Here is a 14,522-nt window from a genome sequence, read left to right on the forward strand (position 1 = left end):
CAGACCTATGAATATACAAGAAATCAAAGAAATCATCCCTCATCGCTATCCGCTGTTGCTGATTGATCGAGTGGAAGAAATCGTCGAAGGCGAACGGATCGTTGCTAAAAAAAATGTGACGATCAATGAACCTTTTTTCCAAGGACATTTTCCAGAAGAACCTGTGATGCCGGGGGTATTGATCGTAGAAGCGATGGCCCAAGCAGGAGCAGTAGCTCTATTATCATTGGAACAGTTCAAAGGAAAAACTGCTTACTTTGGCGGATTAGATAAAGCGAAGTTTCGTAAAAAAGTGACTCCTGGAGATACGTTGATATTAGAAGTGGAAATCACTAAAATCAAGTCTTCTGCAGGAATAGGCAAAGGAATTGCAAAAGTGGACGGCAAAAAAGTTGCTGAAGCTGAATTAACCTTTATGATTGGATAGGTGAGTTATGTTTTCAAAAGTCTTGATAGCAAATCGCGGCGAAATAGCCGTACGGATCATTCGTGCCTGCCGTGAGCTTGGAATCCAAACCGTTGCGGTCTATTCTGAAGCGGATGCGGAGGCATTACACACACAATTAGCAGACGAAGCCGTCTGCATCGGTCCTGCAAGAGCAACAGATTCCTATTTGAATGTACAAGCAGTTCTAAGTGCAGCCATCGTTACAAAAGCAGAAGCAATCCATCCTGGATTTGGATTCTTATCTGAGAACAGTCGATTTGCTTCGATGTGTGAAGAATGTAATATCGTCTTTATTGGACCTAAAAGCAAAACGATCGATGATATGGGGAATAAAATCAACGCACGTCAGTTGATGCAACAAGCAGATGTTCCTGTGATCCCAGGTAGTGATGGTGTGCTATCGACTGTTGAAGAAGCACTGGAAGTGGCAGAAAAAATTGGCTATCCAGTGATGCTCAAAGCCGCCGCTGGTGGTGGCGGTAAAGGAATCCGCAAAGTCTTGTCAAAAGAAGAATTACCACAACATTTTTCATCCGCCCAACAAGAGGCAGCAGCTGCTTTTGGTAACGATGATATGTATTTGGAAAAAATCATTTATCCCGCAAGACATATTGAAGTACAAATATTAGGTGATCAATTTGGTCATGTTCTGCATCTAGGTGAACGTGATTGTTCCTTACAACGGAATAATCAAAAAGTCTTAGAAGAATCACCATCTGTTGTGATCTCTGAGGAAAAACGAAATCACTTAGGTGCAGCAGCTGTCAGAGCAGCAAAGGCAGTGAATTATGAAAATGCAGGAACAATCGAATTTTTAATGGATGAATCCGGTGATTTTTATTTTATGGAAATGAACACCCGCATCCAAGTCGAGCATCCAGTAACTGAAATGGTCACAAATATCGATTTAGTTAAAAAACAAATCGAGGTTGCGGCTGGACGACCATTAGAGATCCAACAAGAAGAGATCATTTTCCAAGGTCATGCGATTGAATGCCGGATCAATGCAGAAAATCCAGCATTTCATTTCGCTCCTTCGCCAGGTAAAATCAAGAATTTGTTGCTGCCAGCTGGTGGTATGGGATTAAGGGTCGACAGTGCGGTTTATTCAGGTTACACGATTCCGCCTTATTATGATTCAATGATTGCTAAGGTCATCGTACATGGCGATACACGTTTCGATGCGTTGATGAAAATGCAACGGGCATTGAGCGAGATCGTGACAGATGGCGTGATCACGAATGCTGAATTCCAAATGGATCTGATCAGTCACCCTGCCGTGATTGCTGGTGATTACAGTACCGCATTCTTACAAGAAGAGTTTTTACCAAATTGGATTCCCGAGACGGAGATAGGAGACGAATAAGATGGCTTTATTCAAAAAGAAAAAATACATTCGAATCAATCCTAATCGAGAAATCAAGCCAACGAATGCACCATCGGTCCCTGACAATATGTGGGCGAAATGCCCAAATTGTAAACATATCATCTACACAAAAGATATCGGGGAAGAAAAAGTATGTCCACACTGTAGTTATAACTTTAGGATCGGCGCATGGCAGCGATTAGCGTTGATCATTGATGAGAAAAGTTTAGAGGAATGGGATACGGATCTAGTTACAAAAGATCCCCTTGATTTTCCTGATTATCAAGAAAAGATCGGCAAGATGCAAGAAAAGACTGGCTTACATGAAGCAGTTCTAACTGGTCAAGCGACTATTAAAGGCATTCCTTTTGCTATCGGTGTCATGGACCCTAATTTTATCATGGGAAGTATGGGCACGATCGTAGGGGAAAAGATCACACGCTTGTTTGAACGTGCGGCGAGTAAAAAATTACCCGTCGTATTGTTCACTGCTTCAGGAGGAGCTCGGATGCAAGAAGGGATTTTTTCTCTCATGCAAATGGCCAAGATATCAGCAGCCGTCAAACGTCATAGCAACAAACAGCTATTTTATTTGACTGTGCTGACAGATCCAACGACAGGTGGCGTTACCGCCAGCTTTGCGATGGAAGGGGATATCATCTTAGCTGAACCGCAAAGTTTGATCGGCTTTGCTGGCCGCCGAGTGATCGAACAAACGATCAAACAAGAACTACCAGAAGATTTCCAAAAAGCAGAATTTTTACTGGAACATGGCTTTGTGGATCAAATCGTTCCAAGAAAAGAACTCAAGGACACGATCCATCAATTATTAGAATTGCATACGCAGAAAGGATGGATCAACCATGAATAAAACTGCTCATGATATCGTCCAATTGGCGCGGGCAAAAGATCGTTGGACAAGTCTTGATTTTTTTGACACGATTTTTGAAGGGTTCCAAGAATTTCATGGTGATCGCTTCTTTGGTGATGATGAAGCGATTGTCGGAGGCGTAGCAAAATTAGCCGGAAAACCAGTGACCGTCATTGGCATCCAAAAAGGCCGTGACTTGCAAGAAAATATTCGTCGGAATTTTGGCTCTCCTCATCCGGAAGGTTATCGTAAAGCACTGCGTTTAATGAAACAAGCAGAAAAATTCAACCGTCCGGTCATTACGTTGATCAACACTGCGGGTGCCTATTGTGGAATCGGTGCAGAAGAACGTGGCGAAGGGGAAGCGATTGCCCGTAATCTATTAGAAATGTCGGATTTGAAGGTACCGATCATCAGTATTATTATTGGTGAAGGCGGTAGTGGTGGGGCACTAGCCTTAGCATTAGCCGATGAAGTCTGGATGTTAGAACAAACGATCTATGCTGTTTTATCACCAGAAGGCTTTGCTTCGATTCTTTGGAAAGACGGCAGCCGAGCAGCCGAAGCCGCTGAATTGATGAAAGTCGCTGCTGGTGAATTATTAGAGTTAGACGTCATTGATCGAGTGATCCCCGAAACATTCAATGGAGAGCCTTTAGGCAAAGAAAAAGTTGCGCGTATGATGCAAAAAGCATTGATCGAAAAACTGACCGAACTCTGTCAGAAACCAACCGAAGAATTGATCGAACAACGCTACCAACGTTTTCGTAAATATTAAGAAGATTTTTTGATTTAACTGTAGAGAGTTTACTCTACAGTTTTTTCTGATTTATCATATGAAGGTATAGTAATTGGTTTATGATTTGTATATTTAACGTGATTATATGCATGATTTACTAGTTAAAAAAAGAAATAAATTAGGAAAAACATATATTTTTTTGATAATAACTTGTTTTTATACTTATTTTACGAGTTAAATGATAAAACAAGTAGTTGTATGGGTGGTTAGATAATGTGTTCTAATTTAGATGGACTTTTTATTGTTGATGAAATAATTGCAAATAAAAAAATGAATGATTTTTAACATCTGATTTTACAACCGCAGAACAAGACTTAAAAACGACTGAACTTTTTCAAACGTTTGTTAAAGAAATCAAACATGTCACAGTCGAAGTCAATCAGGAGAAGAAAACGACAACATTAGTCGGGAAGGATTATCGAAAAGAATTATCTTGGATAGATGAAACGGGGAATCGCTTAGCTGACATACATAAGATTGAATATAGTTTTGTGTCAGGGGATGAGGAATAGTTGAGTAAAGGAGTAGACTAAAAAAATTCCTCTTCTTGCAAAATGATTTTTGAAGAAGAGGAATTTCAGAATAATTTGAACAGAAAGAAGGGGGCACCATCTTTTCCCTGTTCTTTTAATTGATTAAAAATATTTTTCTGTACCAAATCAGGATTCTTGATTTGAAATTTTAAAAGCTGTTGAAACCATAGGCATTTCTTTTTAGTGCTTGGATATTGGCACTTAACTATTCAAGCAGACCCTTTAAATAGTTACAGCGTAAGGCGTTCTTGGTGTGTGCATAAACATGTTAACGTATCTTATCGTCTTGGTATAGCTTTCAGGAAGTTATATTGTCCAGACATTCGTGAAACATTCATTACACACAGTAATCTCCCATTTCTTTTCCGCATAAAGAATGCCTTGTTACAATTACACTATTATGATAAGTTTAATGTAGTGTATTTGTAACGTAAGTGAGGGGATTAGATGCAAGCTAAGTTGAAAGAGTTGTTGCGTATTCGCGATGGAAATTTATCTATGAAGGAAGCTAGAAAATTAGGAATTTCAGCAACTACTGTACAAAGATTGGTGAATCAAGGAATGTTGATGAAAGTTGATCGTGGGTATTATGTAGAGACTGGTCATGGAATCGATGATTTATTTTGTCTTCAGCAACGATTTTCCAGAGGAATATTTTCTCATGAAACGACATTAGATATATATCAACTTTCTACAAACATGCCGAACTTCATTCATTTGACTTTTCCACATGGCTATAATGTGGATCGTTCAATTACAAAAGAGCAACAGTTACAATTTCATTTTGTGAAGAAGGAAGTATACGAGCTAGGGAAAGTAGAGGGAACTTCCTTTCAAGGAAATCCTATTACTATATACGATAAGGAACGTACCCTTTGTGATATTTGGAAACCGAGATATGAAATTGAATACGAAATGAAATTAGAAGCTTTAAAAGAGTACATGAGAGATCCTATGAGAGACCCAAGTAAATTAAGAGATTATATGACAAAACTACATGTAGAAAAAGAAATGAAATATCATATGCAGAGTTTGTATTGATGGAGAGAAAATATGACCCCTACACAATTTACAGCAAAAACAAGAAATCTTGCAAAAAGTATAGGATTAAATGCACAGTTAGTTCAAAGGCATTTTATGATGGATCGCTTAGTTGAACAAATCTCTGAATCGAAGTATAAAAATGACTTTATTTTAAAAGGTGGCTTTCTATTGGGTTCAAAATATGGAATCGATAGAAGAACAACAATTGATATTGATACGACATTTAGAAATAGCAAATTAACTAAAGAAAAATTGAAGAACATCTTTAATGAGCTAACTAGTAAACCTACGAAAGAGGGGATTGTTTTCTCTATTCAAGAGATTAAAGAAACAAGGGAAATTGATTTTTATCCTGGGTTTCAAATTAAATTGATAGCTCATTTAGAAAAAATACGTGTCCCATTTAAATTGGATGTAACAACAGGAGATTCTATTTATCCTGAAGTAGATATACATTATCATCAATTGATGTTTGAAGATAAAAAAGTGGAGATTCCAGCTTATCCAACAGAACAGATTATTGCAGAAAAGCTGAGTGCTACATTTAGCTTTGGGACAGATAATTCGAGATTGAAAGATTACTACGACCTATTTGCCATCCCAAAACTAGAAAATATTGATATGAAAGAGCTATATAAAAGTGTCCGAAATACTTTTACAAAACGTGGAGACAATAAACTGTTATCTTTTTATTATGAAAGGGAAATGGAAAAGATCAAAGAGAGCGATTATTTGGAAAAACTATGGGACAAATATCGCTCGGTAAATTCTTTTGCGAATTCTATTTCATTTGCAGATACAGTTAACGGAGTTGCTTATTTAATGCAAAATGTAATCAAAATTGAAAATCAAGAAAGAAAACAATAGTTTACAAGAATTGAACAAATCAAGATGGCAAACGATATTAATTGTGTGATTTAGCGTAAATCAGCGGAACCAATGAGCTTGGTACAGAGGTGTTTGGCCTTGAGAAACAAAGTAAAATAGACTGAAAATCAAATAAAAAAAGCTGAGACTTGGTTCTCGGCTTTTTTCATTTCTTTCCTTGAAACATTAAAATAAATATTCTTTTTTCGTTTATATTATTCATTTTAAGAGCATAAAAACGAATTAAATTAAATAAATATACAAAAAAGGTTTATTTTTGAAATTTTCATGCTATAATGACAGAACAAAATGAATAAGGGGCGAGACAATGAAAAAGATTTCAGGAATTATTTTATTTTTAGTTACAACATTCGCATTAGGTGCTTGCGGGAATGGGGATGCAGCGGAATCAAACGATCAATTAGCAGCAATCAAGGAAAGTGGTGTATTGAAAGTGGCGACGTCTGCTGATTATGCGCCGTTTGAATTTCATACGATCGTCGATGGGAAAGATCAAATCGTCGGATCGGATATTGATTTAGCAAACGCCATCGCAGATGAGCTTGGTGTGAAATTGGAGCTCTCAGATATGAGTTTCAACACGGTGTTAGCCTCTTTAAAAGAAGGAAAAGTCGATGTAGCGATCTCAGCGATTTCAGCGACCGCAGAACGAAAAGAACAATTTGATTTCACCGACAACTATTACAATCCGCCACAAGTTCTCGTGATCAATAAAAAAGATGAAAACACGTTCACAAGCATTGATAGCTTAGCAGGTAAGAGCTTAGGAGCGCAAAAAGGCTCGATCCAAGAAGCAGTGATCAACGAACAAATTAAAGAAGCTAAAGTAGTCACGATCGATAAAGTGCCAAATATGGTGATCGAGATCAATCAAGGTTCACTGGATGGCATGGTCGTTGAACAAACGATTGCCGAAGCATATATTGCTCAGAACCCCAACTTGATGATTGCCGATATCCCTTTGGAACAATCAGATGATGAAGCTTTTGCTGTTGCCTTACCAAAAGGGAGTACAGAATTACAAGAAGAGTTGAATAAAATCATCAAAAAATTAAGTGATGAGGGAAAAATCGATGAATTCATCAAAAAAAATCATGAACTAGCTGAACAAACAGCGACAGAATAGAGGGACGCAGTGTGAATTTTTCGTTTTTAGATAAGTACTTACCGTATTTTTTATCCGGCGCGGTCGTTACGATCGTCATTTCGATCTTGACAGTCATCTTTGGTACAATGATTGGCCTAGCCATGGCATTGATGAAGCGCTCAAAGATCAAGCCTTTGAATTGGTTAGCTAATAGTTATATCGAATTACTAAGAGGCACACCGATGTTATTGCAGATCATGATCGGATTCATCTTATTGCAACGTTTCTTTCCAGCGGTGGATTGGTCCGTGGGGATTTTAACCATCGACTTAGGGCGTTTGATACCAGGAATCATCGTATTATCACTGAACTCTGGGGCGTATGTTGCTGAGATCATTCGTGGAGGGATTGCGGCTGTTGATATGGGACAAACAGAAGCTTCGTATTCACTAGGCTTACGTCCTATACAGGCGATGCGTTATGTCATTTTCCCACAAGCGTTGAGAAATATCCTGCCACCATTAGGAAATGAGTTTGTCACGTTGATCAAAGATTCTTCTTTACTGACAGTGATCGGTATCAATGAATTGATGGGATCTGCTCAGATCGTTATCTCAAACTCCTATATCCCATTGGAACCTTATTTTATTGCCGCAGGGTTATACTTTGTTATGACCTTTGTAACATCGCGGTTGTTGAGTAGTTGGGAGAAAAAACTCGGAAAAGGGTATCAACGTTAGGAGAGAATGTCGTATGGAAAAATCAATAATAACGATCAAACAGCTAAGTAAATCATTTGGAGAAACAGAAGTATTGAAAGGAATTACTACGACTATTTCCGCCGGGGAGGTTGTGGTGATCATTGGTCCTTCAGGTTCAGGGAAAAGTACGTTTCTCCGTTGTTTGAATCTACTCGAATCTCCTACAGCCGGTACGGTGGAGTTTGAGGGAACGGATATCACACATAAGCAACACGATATTTTTAAAACAAGAGAAAAAATGGGGATGGTTTTTCAACAGTTCAATCTATTTCCCAATATGACAGTATTAGAAAATATCACCTTATCACCAATCAAAGTGAAAAAAATGCCTAAGAAAGCAGCCGAGGCGATCGCTTTGGAATTATTGGCAAAAGTTGGCTTGTCAGATAAAGCCACCGCTTATCCTTACTCTTTATCAGGTGGACAGCAGCAACGGATAGCGATTGCCCGAGCGTTGGCAATGCAACCAGACGTCATGTTGTTCGATGAGCCTACTTCGGCACTTGATCCAGAAATGGTGGGTGAAGTACTTTCGGTTATGTTGCAATTGGCACAAGAAGGGATGACGATGGTCATTGTCACTCATGAAATCGGCTTTGCGAAAGAAGTGGGTGATCGAATCATCTTTATGGATCAAGGACAGATCGTGGAAGAGGGGACACCTAGTGAGGTGCTGGAGCGGACGAGCCAGCCTCGGACTATCGATTTTTTGGCCAAAGTATTGTAGTAAAAATAAGATATAAGAAATGGCGCTCTTTTCCAACATTACCTATGGATAGTGATTTCAGTTCTTTAGGTTTTTCTAAAATTGTAGGAATGATGTTCCAAAAGCAACTCTTTCAGTAATAAGCAACCAGCTCAAGAAATAGAAGAATCTATTTTATGAGCTGGTTGCTTATTTTTTGGAGCTGGTTCCTTCTGTTATTACCTCCATTAAAAGGTTTAATGTATAGAGGTAGTTTTTTTTTAGATTTTACAGTATAATATGGGGTTGAGGAGTACATATCGTGCTCCTTCATTTTTTGCAGATGAGGAGACAACATGTTTTCAAATTATAAACCTACATGGATGGTAGAAGCCGTCTATAAAATTACCCCTGCACAACTGAAAAAACTAGGGATCAAAGCCGTCTTGACGGACCTTGATAATACACTGATTGCTTGGAATAATCCAGATGGAACGGAAGAATTGTTCACTTGGATTTTAGAAATGAGAAATGCGGGCATACCAGTAGTCGTTGTTTCTAACAACAACTCAGAACGCGTAGCTCGTGCAGTTAAAAAATTTGAGCTACTTTATGTTGCAAGAGCGTTGAAGCCTTTGCCAGTGGGAATCAATAAAGCAAAAAAAATGTTGGATCTGGCAGATGAAGAGATCATCATGATTGGTGATCAGATCATGACCGATATTCGTGGCGCGAATAGTGCCGGTATCCGTAGTGTCTTAGTTAAACCAATCATTGAAACTGATAGTTGGAAGACGAAATTCAATCGGTTCTGGGAACGTAAGATCATGAGTTATTTAGTAAAGAAACATCCAGATATGGATTGGCGAGGTGGCATTGAATGAACGAAGAATTACAATGTATCGGTTGTGGCGTGATGATCCAAACAGAACATCCTGATGAATTAGGCTATACACCAAAAGCAGCACTCGAAAAAGGGTTAGCAACAGGGGATGTTTATTGTCAACGTTGTTTCCGTTTGAGACATTATAATGAGATCCAAGATGTATCACTGACAGATGATGATTTCTTGCGATTACTAAATGAATTAGGTCAAAAAGACGCATTGATCGTCAATGTGGTGGATATTTTTGATTTCAACGGTTCACTGATTCCTGGATTACATCGTTTTGTCGGAAACAATCCAGTTCTTTTGGTTGGGAACAAAGTCGATATTTTACCTAAATCATTAAAAAAATCAAAAATGATCCAATGGATGAATGAGCGTGCCCATGAAGCAGGGCTAAGACCTGTCGAGGTGTTGTTGACAAGCGCAAAAAAAGCACCTGAAATGACAACACTTCTAGAGAAAATCGAAAAATATCGTGAGGGTCGAGATGTGTATATCGTTGGTGTGACGAATGTCGGGAAATCGACATTGATCAATCAGATCATCAAAAATACGGCAGGCGTCCAAGAAGTGATCACGACTTCGCAGTTCCCAGGAACAACGTTAGACAAAATCGAGATCCCATTGGATGATGGCCAATTTTTGATCGATACACCAGGAATTATCCATCGCCATCAAATGGCGCACTATTTAGGCAAAAAAGACTTACGTATCATCGCACCGACGAAGGAAATCAAGCCTAAGGTGTATCAGCTGAATGAAGGTCAAACGCTTTTCCTTGGAGGATTAGCTCGATTCGACTTTATCAGTGGCAAACGAGGTTCATTTATTGCTTATGTATCAAATGATGTCAATTTACATCGGACAAAATTAGAAAAAGCCGATGCTTTTTATGAAAAACATGTAGGCGGCTTATTGCAACCACCACGTCCGAATGAAGTCAGTGAATTCCCTGAACTTGTTCGCTTTGAGTTTTCTGTAAAAGAAAAGACAGATATCGTCTTTGCAGGACTAGGCTGGATCACGGTAACGGAACCAGCAGTCATCGCAGGCTGGGCGCCAAAAGGGGTACATGTGTTAAGAAGAAAAGCACTGATTTAAGAAAGAAGGAAAAACATGAGTTTAAGAGGAAAGCAAAAACGATTTTTACGTAGTCAGGCACACCATCTTCAACCGATCTTCCAAATCGGTAAAGGTGGGATCAATGAAGCAATGATCGTCCAAATCGAAGAAGCACTTGAAAAAAGAGAATTGATCAAAGTATCATTGTTGCAAAATACAGATGAGATCGCAGAAGATGTGGCACAAGTATTAGAACAAGCTATCGCATGTGAAGTGGTTCAGATCATCGGACGCGTGCTTGTTTTATACAAAGCATCATCTAAAGAGAAATACCAACGGATATCTAAAGAAGTACATGCAATCTAAGGAGTGACGAAGATGAAATCGCAAGCGAAATCCTTTGTTCGACCTCAAGTATTTCCAAAAGAAATGCCCCATCTTTATGAGAAAAGAAAACAGGTGGGGATCTTGGGCGGAACTTTCAATCCTGTGCATCTAGCCCATCTAGTGATGGCAGAACAAGCAGGACAGAATTTAGGACTAGACCATGTCTGTTTAATGCCTTCCTATCAACCACCTCATGTGGATGAAAAGCCAACTATACCGGCAGAACATCGCTTAAACATGCTGGAACTTGCGATCGAAGACAATCCTTTTCTAACGATTGAAACGATTGAAATCGAACGAGGCGGCAAAAGCTATACGTATGACACGATGAAGGCTTTGACTCAAAATAATCCTGATACGGACTACTATTTTATCATCGGCGGTGATATGGTCGAATATTTACCAAAGTGGTACAAAATCGACGAGTTATTGACAATGGTCCACTTTGTCGGTATCCATCGACGTGGGTATCAAGTGGAAACCCCGTATCCTGTGATCTGGGTCGATGTCCCTGAGATTGATCTAAGTTCGACAAAGATTCGTCAAAAAATTCAACAAGGTTGTTCCGTCCGTTATTTGGTCCCAGATAAAGTCTTGGATTATATTCAGAAAGAAGGATTGTATCAACATGAATTATAGTACAGATTATACGGCCTATACTCGAGAAATCTTGATGCAAAAAGTCCAAATGAGAATGAGTGAACAACGCTTCAAACATGTCTTGGGTGTAGAACAAACAGCTGTTGCACTTGCTGAAAGGTATGGTTGCTCGCCAGAAAAAGCGAGTATCGCCGCATTGACACATGATTATGCGAAAGAACGACCAGACGATGAGTTTATCTTATTCATCGAACGTGAGCAACTTGATCCAGAGTTATTAGCTTATGGAAATGCAATTTGGCACGGATTAGTCGGTGCATCATTTGTTGAACGAGAATTAGGCATCACTGATGAGGAGATCTTACAAGCAATCCGTCTCCATACGACAGGAGCTGCTGAAATGTCCTTACTCGATAAAGTCATCTATGTGGCTGACTATATCGAACCAGGACGTTCTTTTCCAGGTGTCAAAGAAGCCCGTGAGATTGCCATGATCGATTTAGATGAAGCAGTTGCATTCGAAACCAAACATACCTTAGCACATTTGATTGCGCAAGAAAGCAAAATTTATCCAAAAACAATTGAAACATATAATCATTGGGTGGCAAAATAGCTGACCCATTAGGAGGAAATCATCATCGATAGTAAAGAACAATTAAAAATCGCTGTCCAAGCAGCAGATTCAAAACGTGCAGAAGATATTTTAGCTTTAGACGTCCGTAAAGTGTCGCTATTAGCTGACTACTTTATGATCTGTTCAGCAAACAGTGAACGTCAGATCAATGCCATCGTGGAAGAAATCATTGAAAAAGAAGAAGAAAGCAAATACGAAGTAAAACGCGTAGAAGGAAAAGAAGGCGGCAAATGGATTCTGATCGATCTAGGTGATTTGATCATCCATGTATTCCATGCCCCAGAACGTGGGTTTTATAATTTAGAGAAGTTATGGTCAGATGCGCCACTTGTCGATTTGACTGAATGGTTGGATTAACATGGCCTACGAAACATTTGCCTTTATTTACGATGAAGTCATGGATGACGGGCTTTATGAACAATGGCTCGCATTTTCTAAACGCCATTTGCCTGAAACAACTAAAAACATCCTTGAACTAGCTTGTGGTACAGGCGCATTAGCTGTGGCTTTTGCCAAAGACGGCTACAATGTAACTGGCTTGGATCTATCAGAAGAAATGCTGATGATCGCCAGTCAACGTGCCTATGAAGAAGAAGCAACGGTACAATTTGTTGAAGGGAATATGTTAGATCTATCAGAGAGTGGGCAATATCAAGCCATCACTTGTTTCTCAGATTCTTTGTGCTATATGCAAAACGATCAAGAAGTACAACAAGTATTCGATGAAGTCTATCAGGCATTGGAAGAAAACGGCCGTTTCTTGTTTGATGTCCATTCCGTTTATCAAATCGATCAAGTATTTCCGGAGTATAGTTATCATTACCAAGGAGACGATTTTGCCTTTCTTTGGGATAGTTATACGGGGAAAGAAAAACATAGCATTGAACATTATTTGACATTCTTTGTCGAATCACAAGAAAAAGACGGTACGTTCACACGTGAAGATGAATTACATCAAGAACGTACGTATCCACTAGAAAACTACTTGCGGATGTTAGAGAATAGCGGATTTGCTAAAGTAGAAGTATTCGCTGATTTTACAGACGAAACACCTAACGAAGAATCCAGACGTTGGTTTTTTGTCGCCCAGAAAGAAGAAGGCGAAATCGACGAACTGTAGCAAACAATAAAAAGGAGAGACGGCTGGATCAAAAAGCTTAGTCTCTTCTTTTTTACTAGGCGAAAGGAGAAAAGCGAATGAAAGTATGTGGCATCATTGTTGAATATAATCCCTTTCACAATGGTCATCTTTATCATGTCCAGCAAGCACGGGAACGAACCGGTGCCGACGTAGTGATTGCGGTGATGAGTGGCAATTTTTTGCAGCGAGGTGAACCGGCGATTTTAGATAAGTGGCAACGTGCAGAAGTAGCCTTGCAAAACGGAGTGGATCTCGTAGTTGAATTACCAATTGAGTGGGCAGTACAATCTGCTGATTATTTTGCTAAAGGAGCAGTTCAACTGTTGCAAAAATTAAACTGTGACTATTTATGTTTTGGAACAGAAGATGAAGCGACCTTCGATTATCAAGCATTTGGTCAATTTGTTTTGCACCATCAGGATCAAATCACCAAAGCATTTCAAGAGTTGCCCGATCAGACAATGAGTTATCCGCAAAAGATGACACAGGTATTCAAGCACGTCTACCCAGAAATCTCACTTGATTTTTCCTCGCCTAATCATATTCTAGGGCTGAGCTATGCAAAAGAAAATGCTACCTATGAACATCCAATGGAACTAGTTCCGATCAACCGTAAAGGGGCTGGTTATCATGATGAAGAGTTACCAAAAGAAACAATAGCCAGTGCCACAGCGATTCGTAAAGCATTAACGGAAAATCGATCGATTTCTGCAACAGTTCCCTCAGAGACAGAGAGATTTTTAAAGACAGAAAGTTTGCAAACTTGGACATCCTATTGGCCCTTGCTAAAATACCGTTTGCTTTCTTCCACCGTTGATTCGTTGCAAAAAATCTACCAGATGACGGAAGGTTTAGAGATCAGGATGTTAGAAGCGGCCAAGACAGCTAATACATTTTACGAGTTTGTCGAACAAGTCAAAACAAAACGCTATACGTGGACGAGGATCCAACGCCTGTCGTGCTACGTGTTATTGAATATCCAAAAAGAAGAGATGAGAGAGCAACAGATGCAAGAATACATCCATGTGTTGGGCTTTACAGCAGCAGGTAGAGCATGTCTCAAAAATAAAAAAGCCTTAGCCCTTTTTGCGAAAATCGGCAAAAAAGAAGCGCAAGTGGCAAAACTACTCGTTCGCAGTGATCAAATCTATCGCTTAGGTGGCGAGGTAGCGGAACAAGTATTTGGGCGAAAACCAGTCTTTATCGAAACAATGGAAGAGAAAAAAAGCTTCACATAAACCTGATTCACAAGTATAATGAAACAGGACGTTTTGTGTGTTCCCGCACGAATCAAAAAGAATCTATCCTATATCAAATCAGAAAGCGA

At 39.3% G+C, this 14,522-nt stretch carries 17 protein-coding genes; all 17 read left to right on the forward strand.

What is annotated here, in order from left to right:
- The first annotated feature begins 7 nt into the window (after positions 1-7).
- The 17 genes from fabZ (at position 8) to IGJ39_RS04765 (ending at position 14,433) form a co-directional block, all read left to right on the forward strand.
- On the forward strand, positions 8-427 hold the full coding sequence (fabZ, locus tag IGJ39_RS04685) for a 3-hydroxyacyl-ACP dehydratase FabZ (protein WP_010735872.1): 420 nt from the start codon (positions 8-10) through the stop codon (positions 425-427).
- 7 nt (positions 428-434) lie between these two features.
- On the forward strand, positions 435-1,814 hold the full coding sequence (locus tag IGJ39_RS04690; RefSeq protein ID WP_066025694.1) for an acetyl-CoA carboxylase biotin carboxylase subunit: 1,380 nt from the start codon (positions 435-437) through the stop codon (positions 1,812-1,814).
- 1 nt (position 1,815) lies between these two features.
- The gene (gene accD / locus IGJ39_RS04695) at positions 1,816-2,685 is read left to right on the forward strand and encodes an acetyl-CoA carboxylase, carboxyltransferase subunit beta (protein ID WP_062805459.1); all 870 of its coding nucleotides are present in this window, start codon (positions 1,816-1,818) and stop codon (positions 2,683-2,685) included.
- Positions 2,678-3,463, forward strand: coding sequence for an acetyl-CoA carboxylase carboxyl transferase subunit alpha (locus IGJ39_RS04700; RefSeq protein ID WP_195339091.1), 786 nt, complete (start codon positions 2,678-2,680; stop codon positions 3,461-3,463). The genes accD and IGJ39_RS04700 overlap by 8 nt, the downstream gene beginning before the upstream one ends.
- Positions 3,464-4,464: 1,001 nt before the next feature.
- Positions 4,465-5,058, forward strand: a complete 594-nt coding sequence (locus IGJ39_RS04705) for a type IV toxin-antitoxin system AbiEi family antitoxin domain-containing protein (RefSeq protein ID WP_195339090.1) — start codon at positions 4,465-4,467, stop codon at positions 5,056-5,058.
- A gap of 12 nt (positions 5,059-5,070) precedes the next feature.
- A complete protein-coding gene (locus IGJ39_RS04710; protein ID WP_066025697.1) occupies positions 5,071-5,928 on the forward strand; it encodes a nucleotidyl transferase AbiEii/AbiGii toxin family protein in 858 nt (285 codons plus the stop codon).
- A 328-nt stretch (positions 5,929-6,256) separates the two neighbouring features.
- Positions 6,257-7,075, forward strand: coding sequence for a transporter substrate-binding domain-containing protein (locus IGJ39_RS04715; RefSeq protein ID WP_195339089.1), 819 nt, complete (start codon positions 6,257-6,259; stop codon positions 7,073-7,075).
- Between the two features lie 11 nt (positions 7,076-7,086).
- Positions 7,087-7,776 (forward strand): amino acid ABC transporter permease, encoded by a 690-nt coding sequence (locus tag IGJ39_RS04720; RefSeq protein ID WP_019724123.1) that lies wholly within the window; start codon positions 7,087-7,089, stop codon positions 7,774-7,776.
- A gap of 13 nt (positions 7,777-7,789) precedes the next feature.
- Positions 7,790-8,524: an amino acid ABC transporter ATP-binding protein gene (locus IGJ39_RS04725; protein WP_019724122.1), complete on the forward strand. Its 735-nt coding sequence runs from the start codon at positions 7,790-7,792 to the stop codon at positions 8,522-8,524.
- Positions 8,525-8,838: 314 nt separating this feature from the next.
- Positions 8,839-9,366, forward strand: a complete 528-nt coding sequence (locus IGJ39_RS04730; RefSeq protein ID WP_010735865.1) for a YqeG family HAD IIIA-type phosphatase — start codon at positions 8,839-8,841, stop codon at positions 9,364-9,366.
- A complete protein-coding gene (yqeH, locus tag IGJ39_RS04735; protein WP_019724121.1) occupies positions 9,363-10,472 on the forward strand; it encodes a ribosome biogenesis GTPase YqeH in 1,110 nt (369 codons plus the stop codon). The genes IGJ39_RS04730 and yqeH overlap by 4 nt, the downstream gene beginning before the upstream one ends.
- Before the next feature lie 15 nt (positions 10,473-10,487).
- Positions 10,488-10,799, forward strand: a complete 312-nt coding sequence (gene yhbY / locus IGJ39_RS04740; protein WP_019724120.1) for a ribosome assembly RNA-binding protein YhbY — start codon at positions 10,488-10,490, stop codon at positions 10,797-10,799.
- A gap of 12 nt (positions 10,800-10,811) precedes the next feature.
- On the forward strand, positions 10,812-11,459 hold the full coding sequence (locus IGJ39_RS04745) for a nicotinate-nucleotide adenylyltransferase (protein WP_019724119.1): 648 nt from the start codon (positions 10,812-10,814) through the stop codon (positions 11,457-11,459).
- Complete coding sequence (yqeK, locus tag IGJ39_RS04750; RefSeq protein ID WP_023519420.1) at positions 11,449-12,033, forward strand: bis(5'-nucleosyl)-tetraphosphatase (symmetrical) YqeK; 585 nt, start codon at positions 11,449-11,451, stop codon at positions 12,031-12,033. The genes IGJ39_RS04745 and yqeK overlap by 11 nt, the downstream gene beginning before the upstream one ends.
- A gap of 24 nt (positions 12,034-12,057) precedes the next feature.
- Complete coding sequence (rsfS, locus tag IGJ39_RS04755) at positions 12,058-12,411, forward strand: ribosome silencing factor (protein WP_034688417.1); 354 nt, start codon at positions 12,058-12,060, stop codon at positions 12,409-12,411.
- Between the two features lies 1 nt (position 12,412).
- The gene (locus tag IGJ39_RS04760; RefSeq protein WP_066025699.1) at positions 12,413-13,174 is read left to right on the forward strand and encodes a class I SAM-dependent DNA methyltransferase; all 762 of its coding nucleotides are present in this window, start codon (positions 12,413-12,415) and stop codon (positions 13,172-13,174) included.
- Between the two features lie 77 nt (positions 13,175-13,251).
- Positions 13,252-14,433, forward strand: coding sequence for a nucleotidyltransferase (locus tag IGJ39_RS04765; RefSeq protein ID WP_066025700.1), 1,182 nt, complete (start codon positions 13,252-13,254; stop codon positions 14,431-14,433).
- Positions 14,434-14,522: the final 89 nt, after the last annotated feature.

It is taken from the genome of Enterococcus sp. AZ140, assembly GCF_051714405.1.
Lineage (GTDB): Bacteria > Bacillota > Bacilli > Lactobacillales > Enterococcaceae > Enterococcus_B > Enterococcus_B pernyi.

Coding starts and splice junctions, on each gene's coding strand:
- fabZ (WP_010735872.1), top strand. CDS start 8: ATGAATATACAAGAAATCAAAGAAATCATCCCTCATCGCTATCCGCTG.
- IGJ39_RS04690 (WP_066025694.1), top strand. CDS start 435: ATGTTTTCAAAAGTCTTGATAGCAAATCGCGGCGAAATAGCCGTACGG.
- accD (WP_062805459.1), top strand. CDS start 1,816: ATGGCTTTATTCAAAAAGAAAAAATACATTCGAATCAATCCTAATCGA.
- IGJ39_RS04700 (WP_195339091.1), top strand. CDS start 2,678: ATGAATAAAACTGCTCATGATATCGTCCAATTGGCGCGGGCAAAAGAT.
- IGJ39_RS04705 (WP_195339090.1), top strand. CDS start 4,465: ATGCAAGCTAAGTTGAAAGAGTTGTTGCGTATTCGCGATGGAAATTTA.
- IGJ39_RS04710 (WP_066025697.1), top strand. CDS start 5,071: ATGACCCCTACACAATTTACAGCAAAAACAAGAAATCTTGCAAAAAGT.
- IGJ39_RS04715 (WP_195339089.1), top strand. CDS start 6,257: ATGAAAAAGATTTCAGGAATTATTTTATTTTTAGTTACAACATTCGCA.
- IGJ39_RS04725 (WP_019724122.1), top strand. CDS start 7,790: ATGGAAAAATCAATAATAACGATCAAACAGCTAAGTAAATCATTTGGA.
- IGJ39_RS04730 (WP_010735865.1), top strand. CDS start 8,839: ATGTTTTCAAATTATAAACCTACATGGATGGTAGAAGCCGTCTATAAA.
- yqeH (WP_019724121.1), top strand. CDS start 9,363: ATGAACGAAGAATTACAATGTATCGGTTGTGGCGTGATGATCCAAACA.
- yhbY (WP_019724120.1), top strand. CDS start 10,488: ATGAGTTTAAGAGGAAAGCAAAAACGATTTTTACGTAGTCAGGCACAC.
- IGJ39_RS04745 (WP_019724119.1), top strand. CDS start 10,812: ATGAAATCGCAAGCGAAATCCTTTGTTCGACCTCAAGTATTTCCAAAA.
- yqeK (WP_023519420.1), top strand. CDS start 11,449: ATGAATTATAGTACAGATTATACGGCCTATACTCGAGAAATCTTGATG.
- IGJ39_RS04760 (WP_066025699.1), top strand. CDS start 12,413: ATGGCCTACGAAACATTTGCCTTTATTTACGATGAAGTCATGGATGAC.
- IGJ39_RS04765 (WP_066025700.1), top strand. CDS start 13,252: ATGAAAGTATGTGGCATCATTGTTGAATATAATCCCTTTCACAATGGT.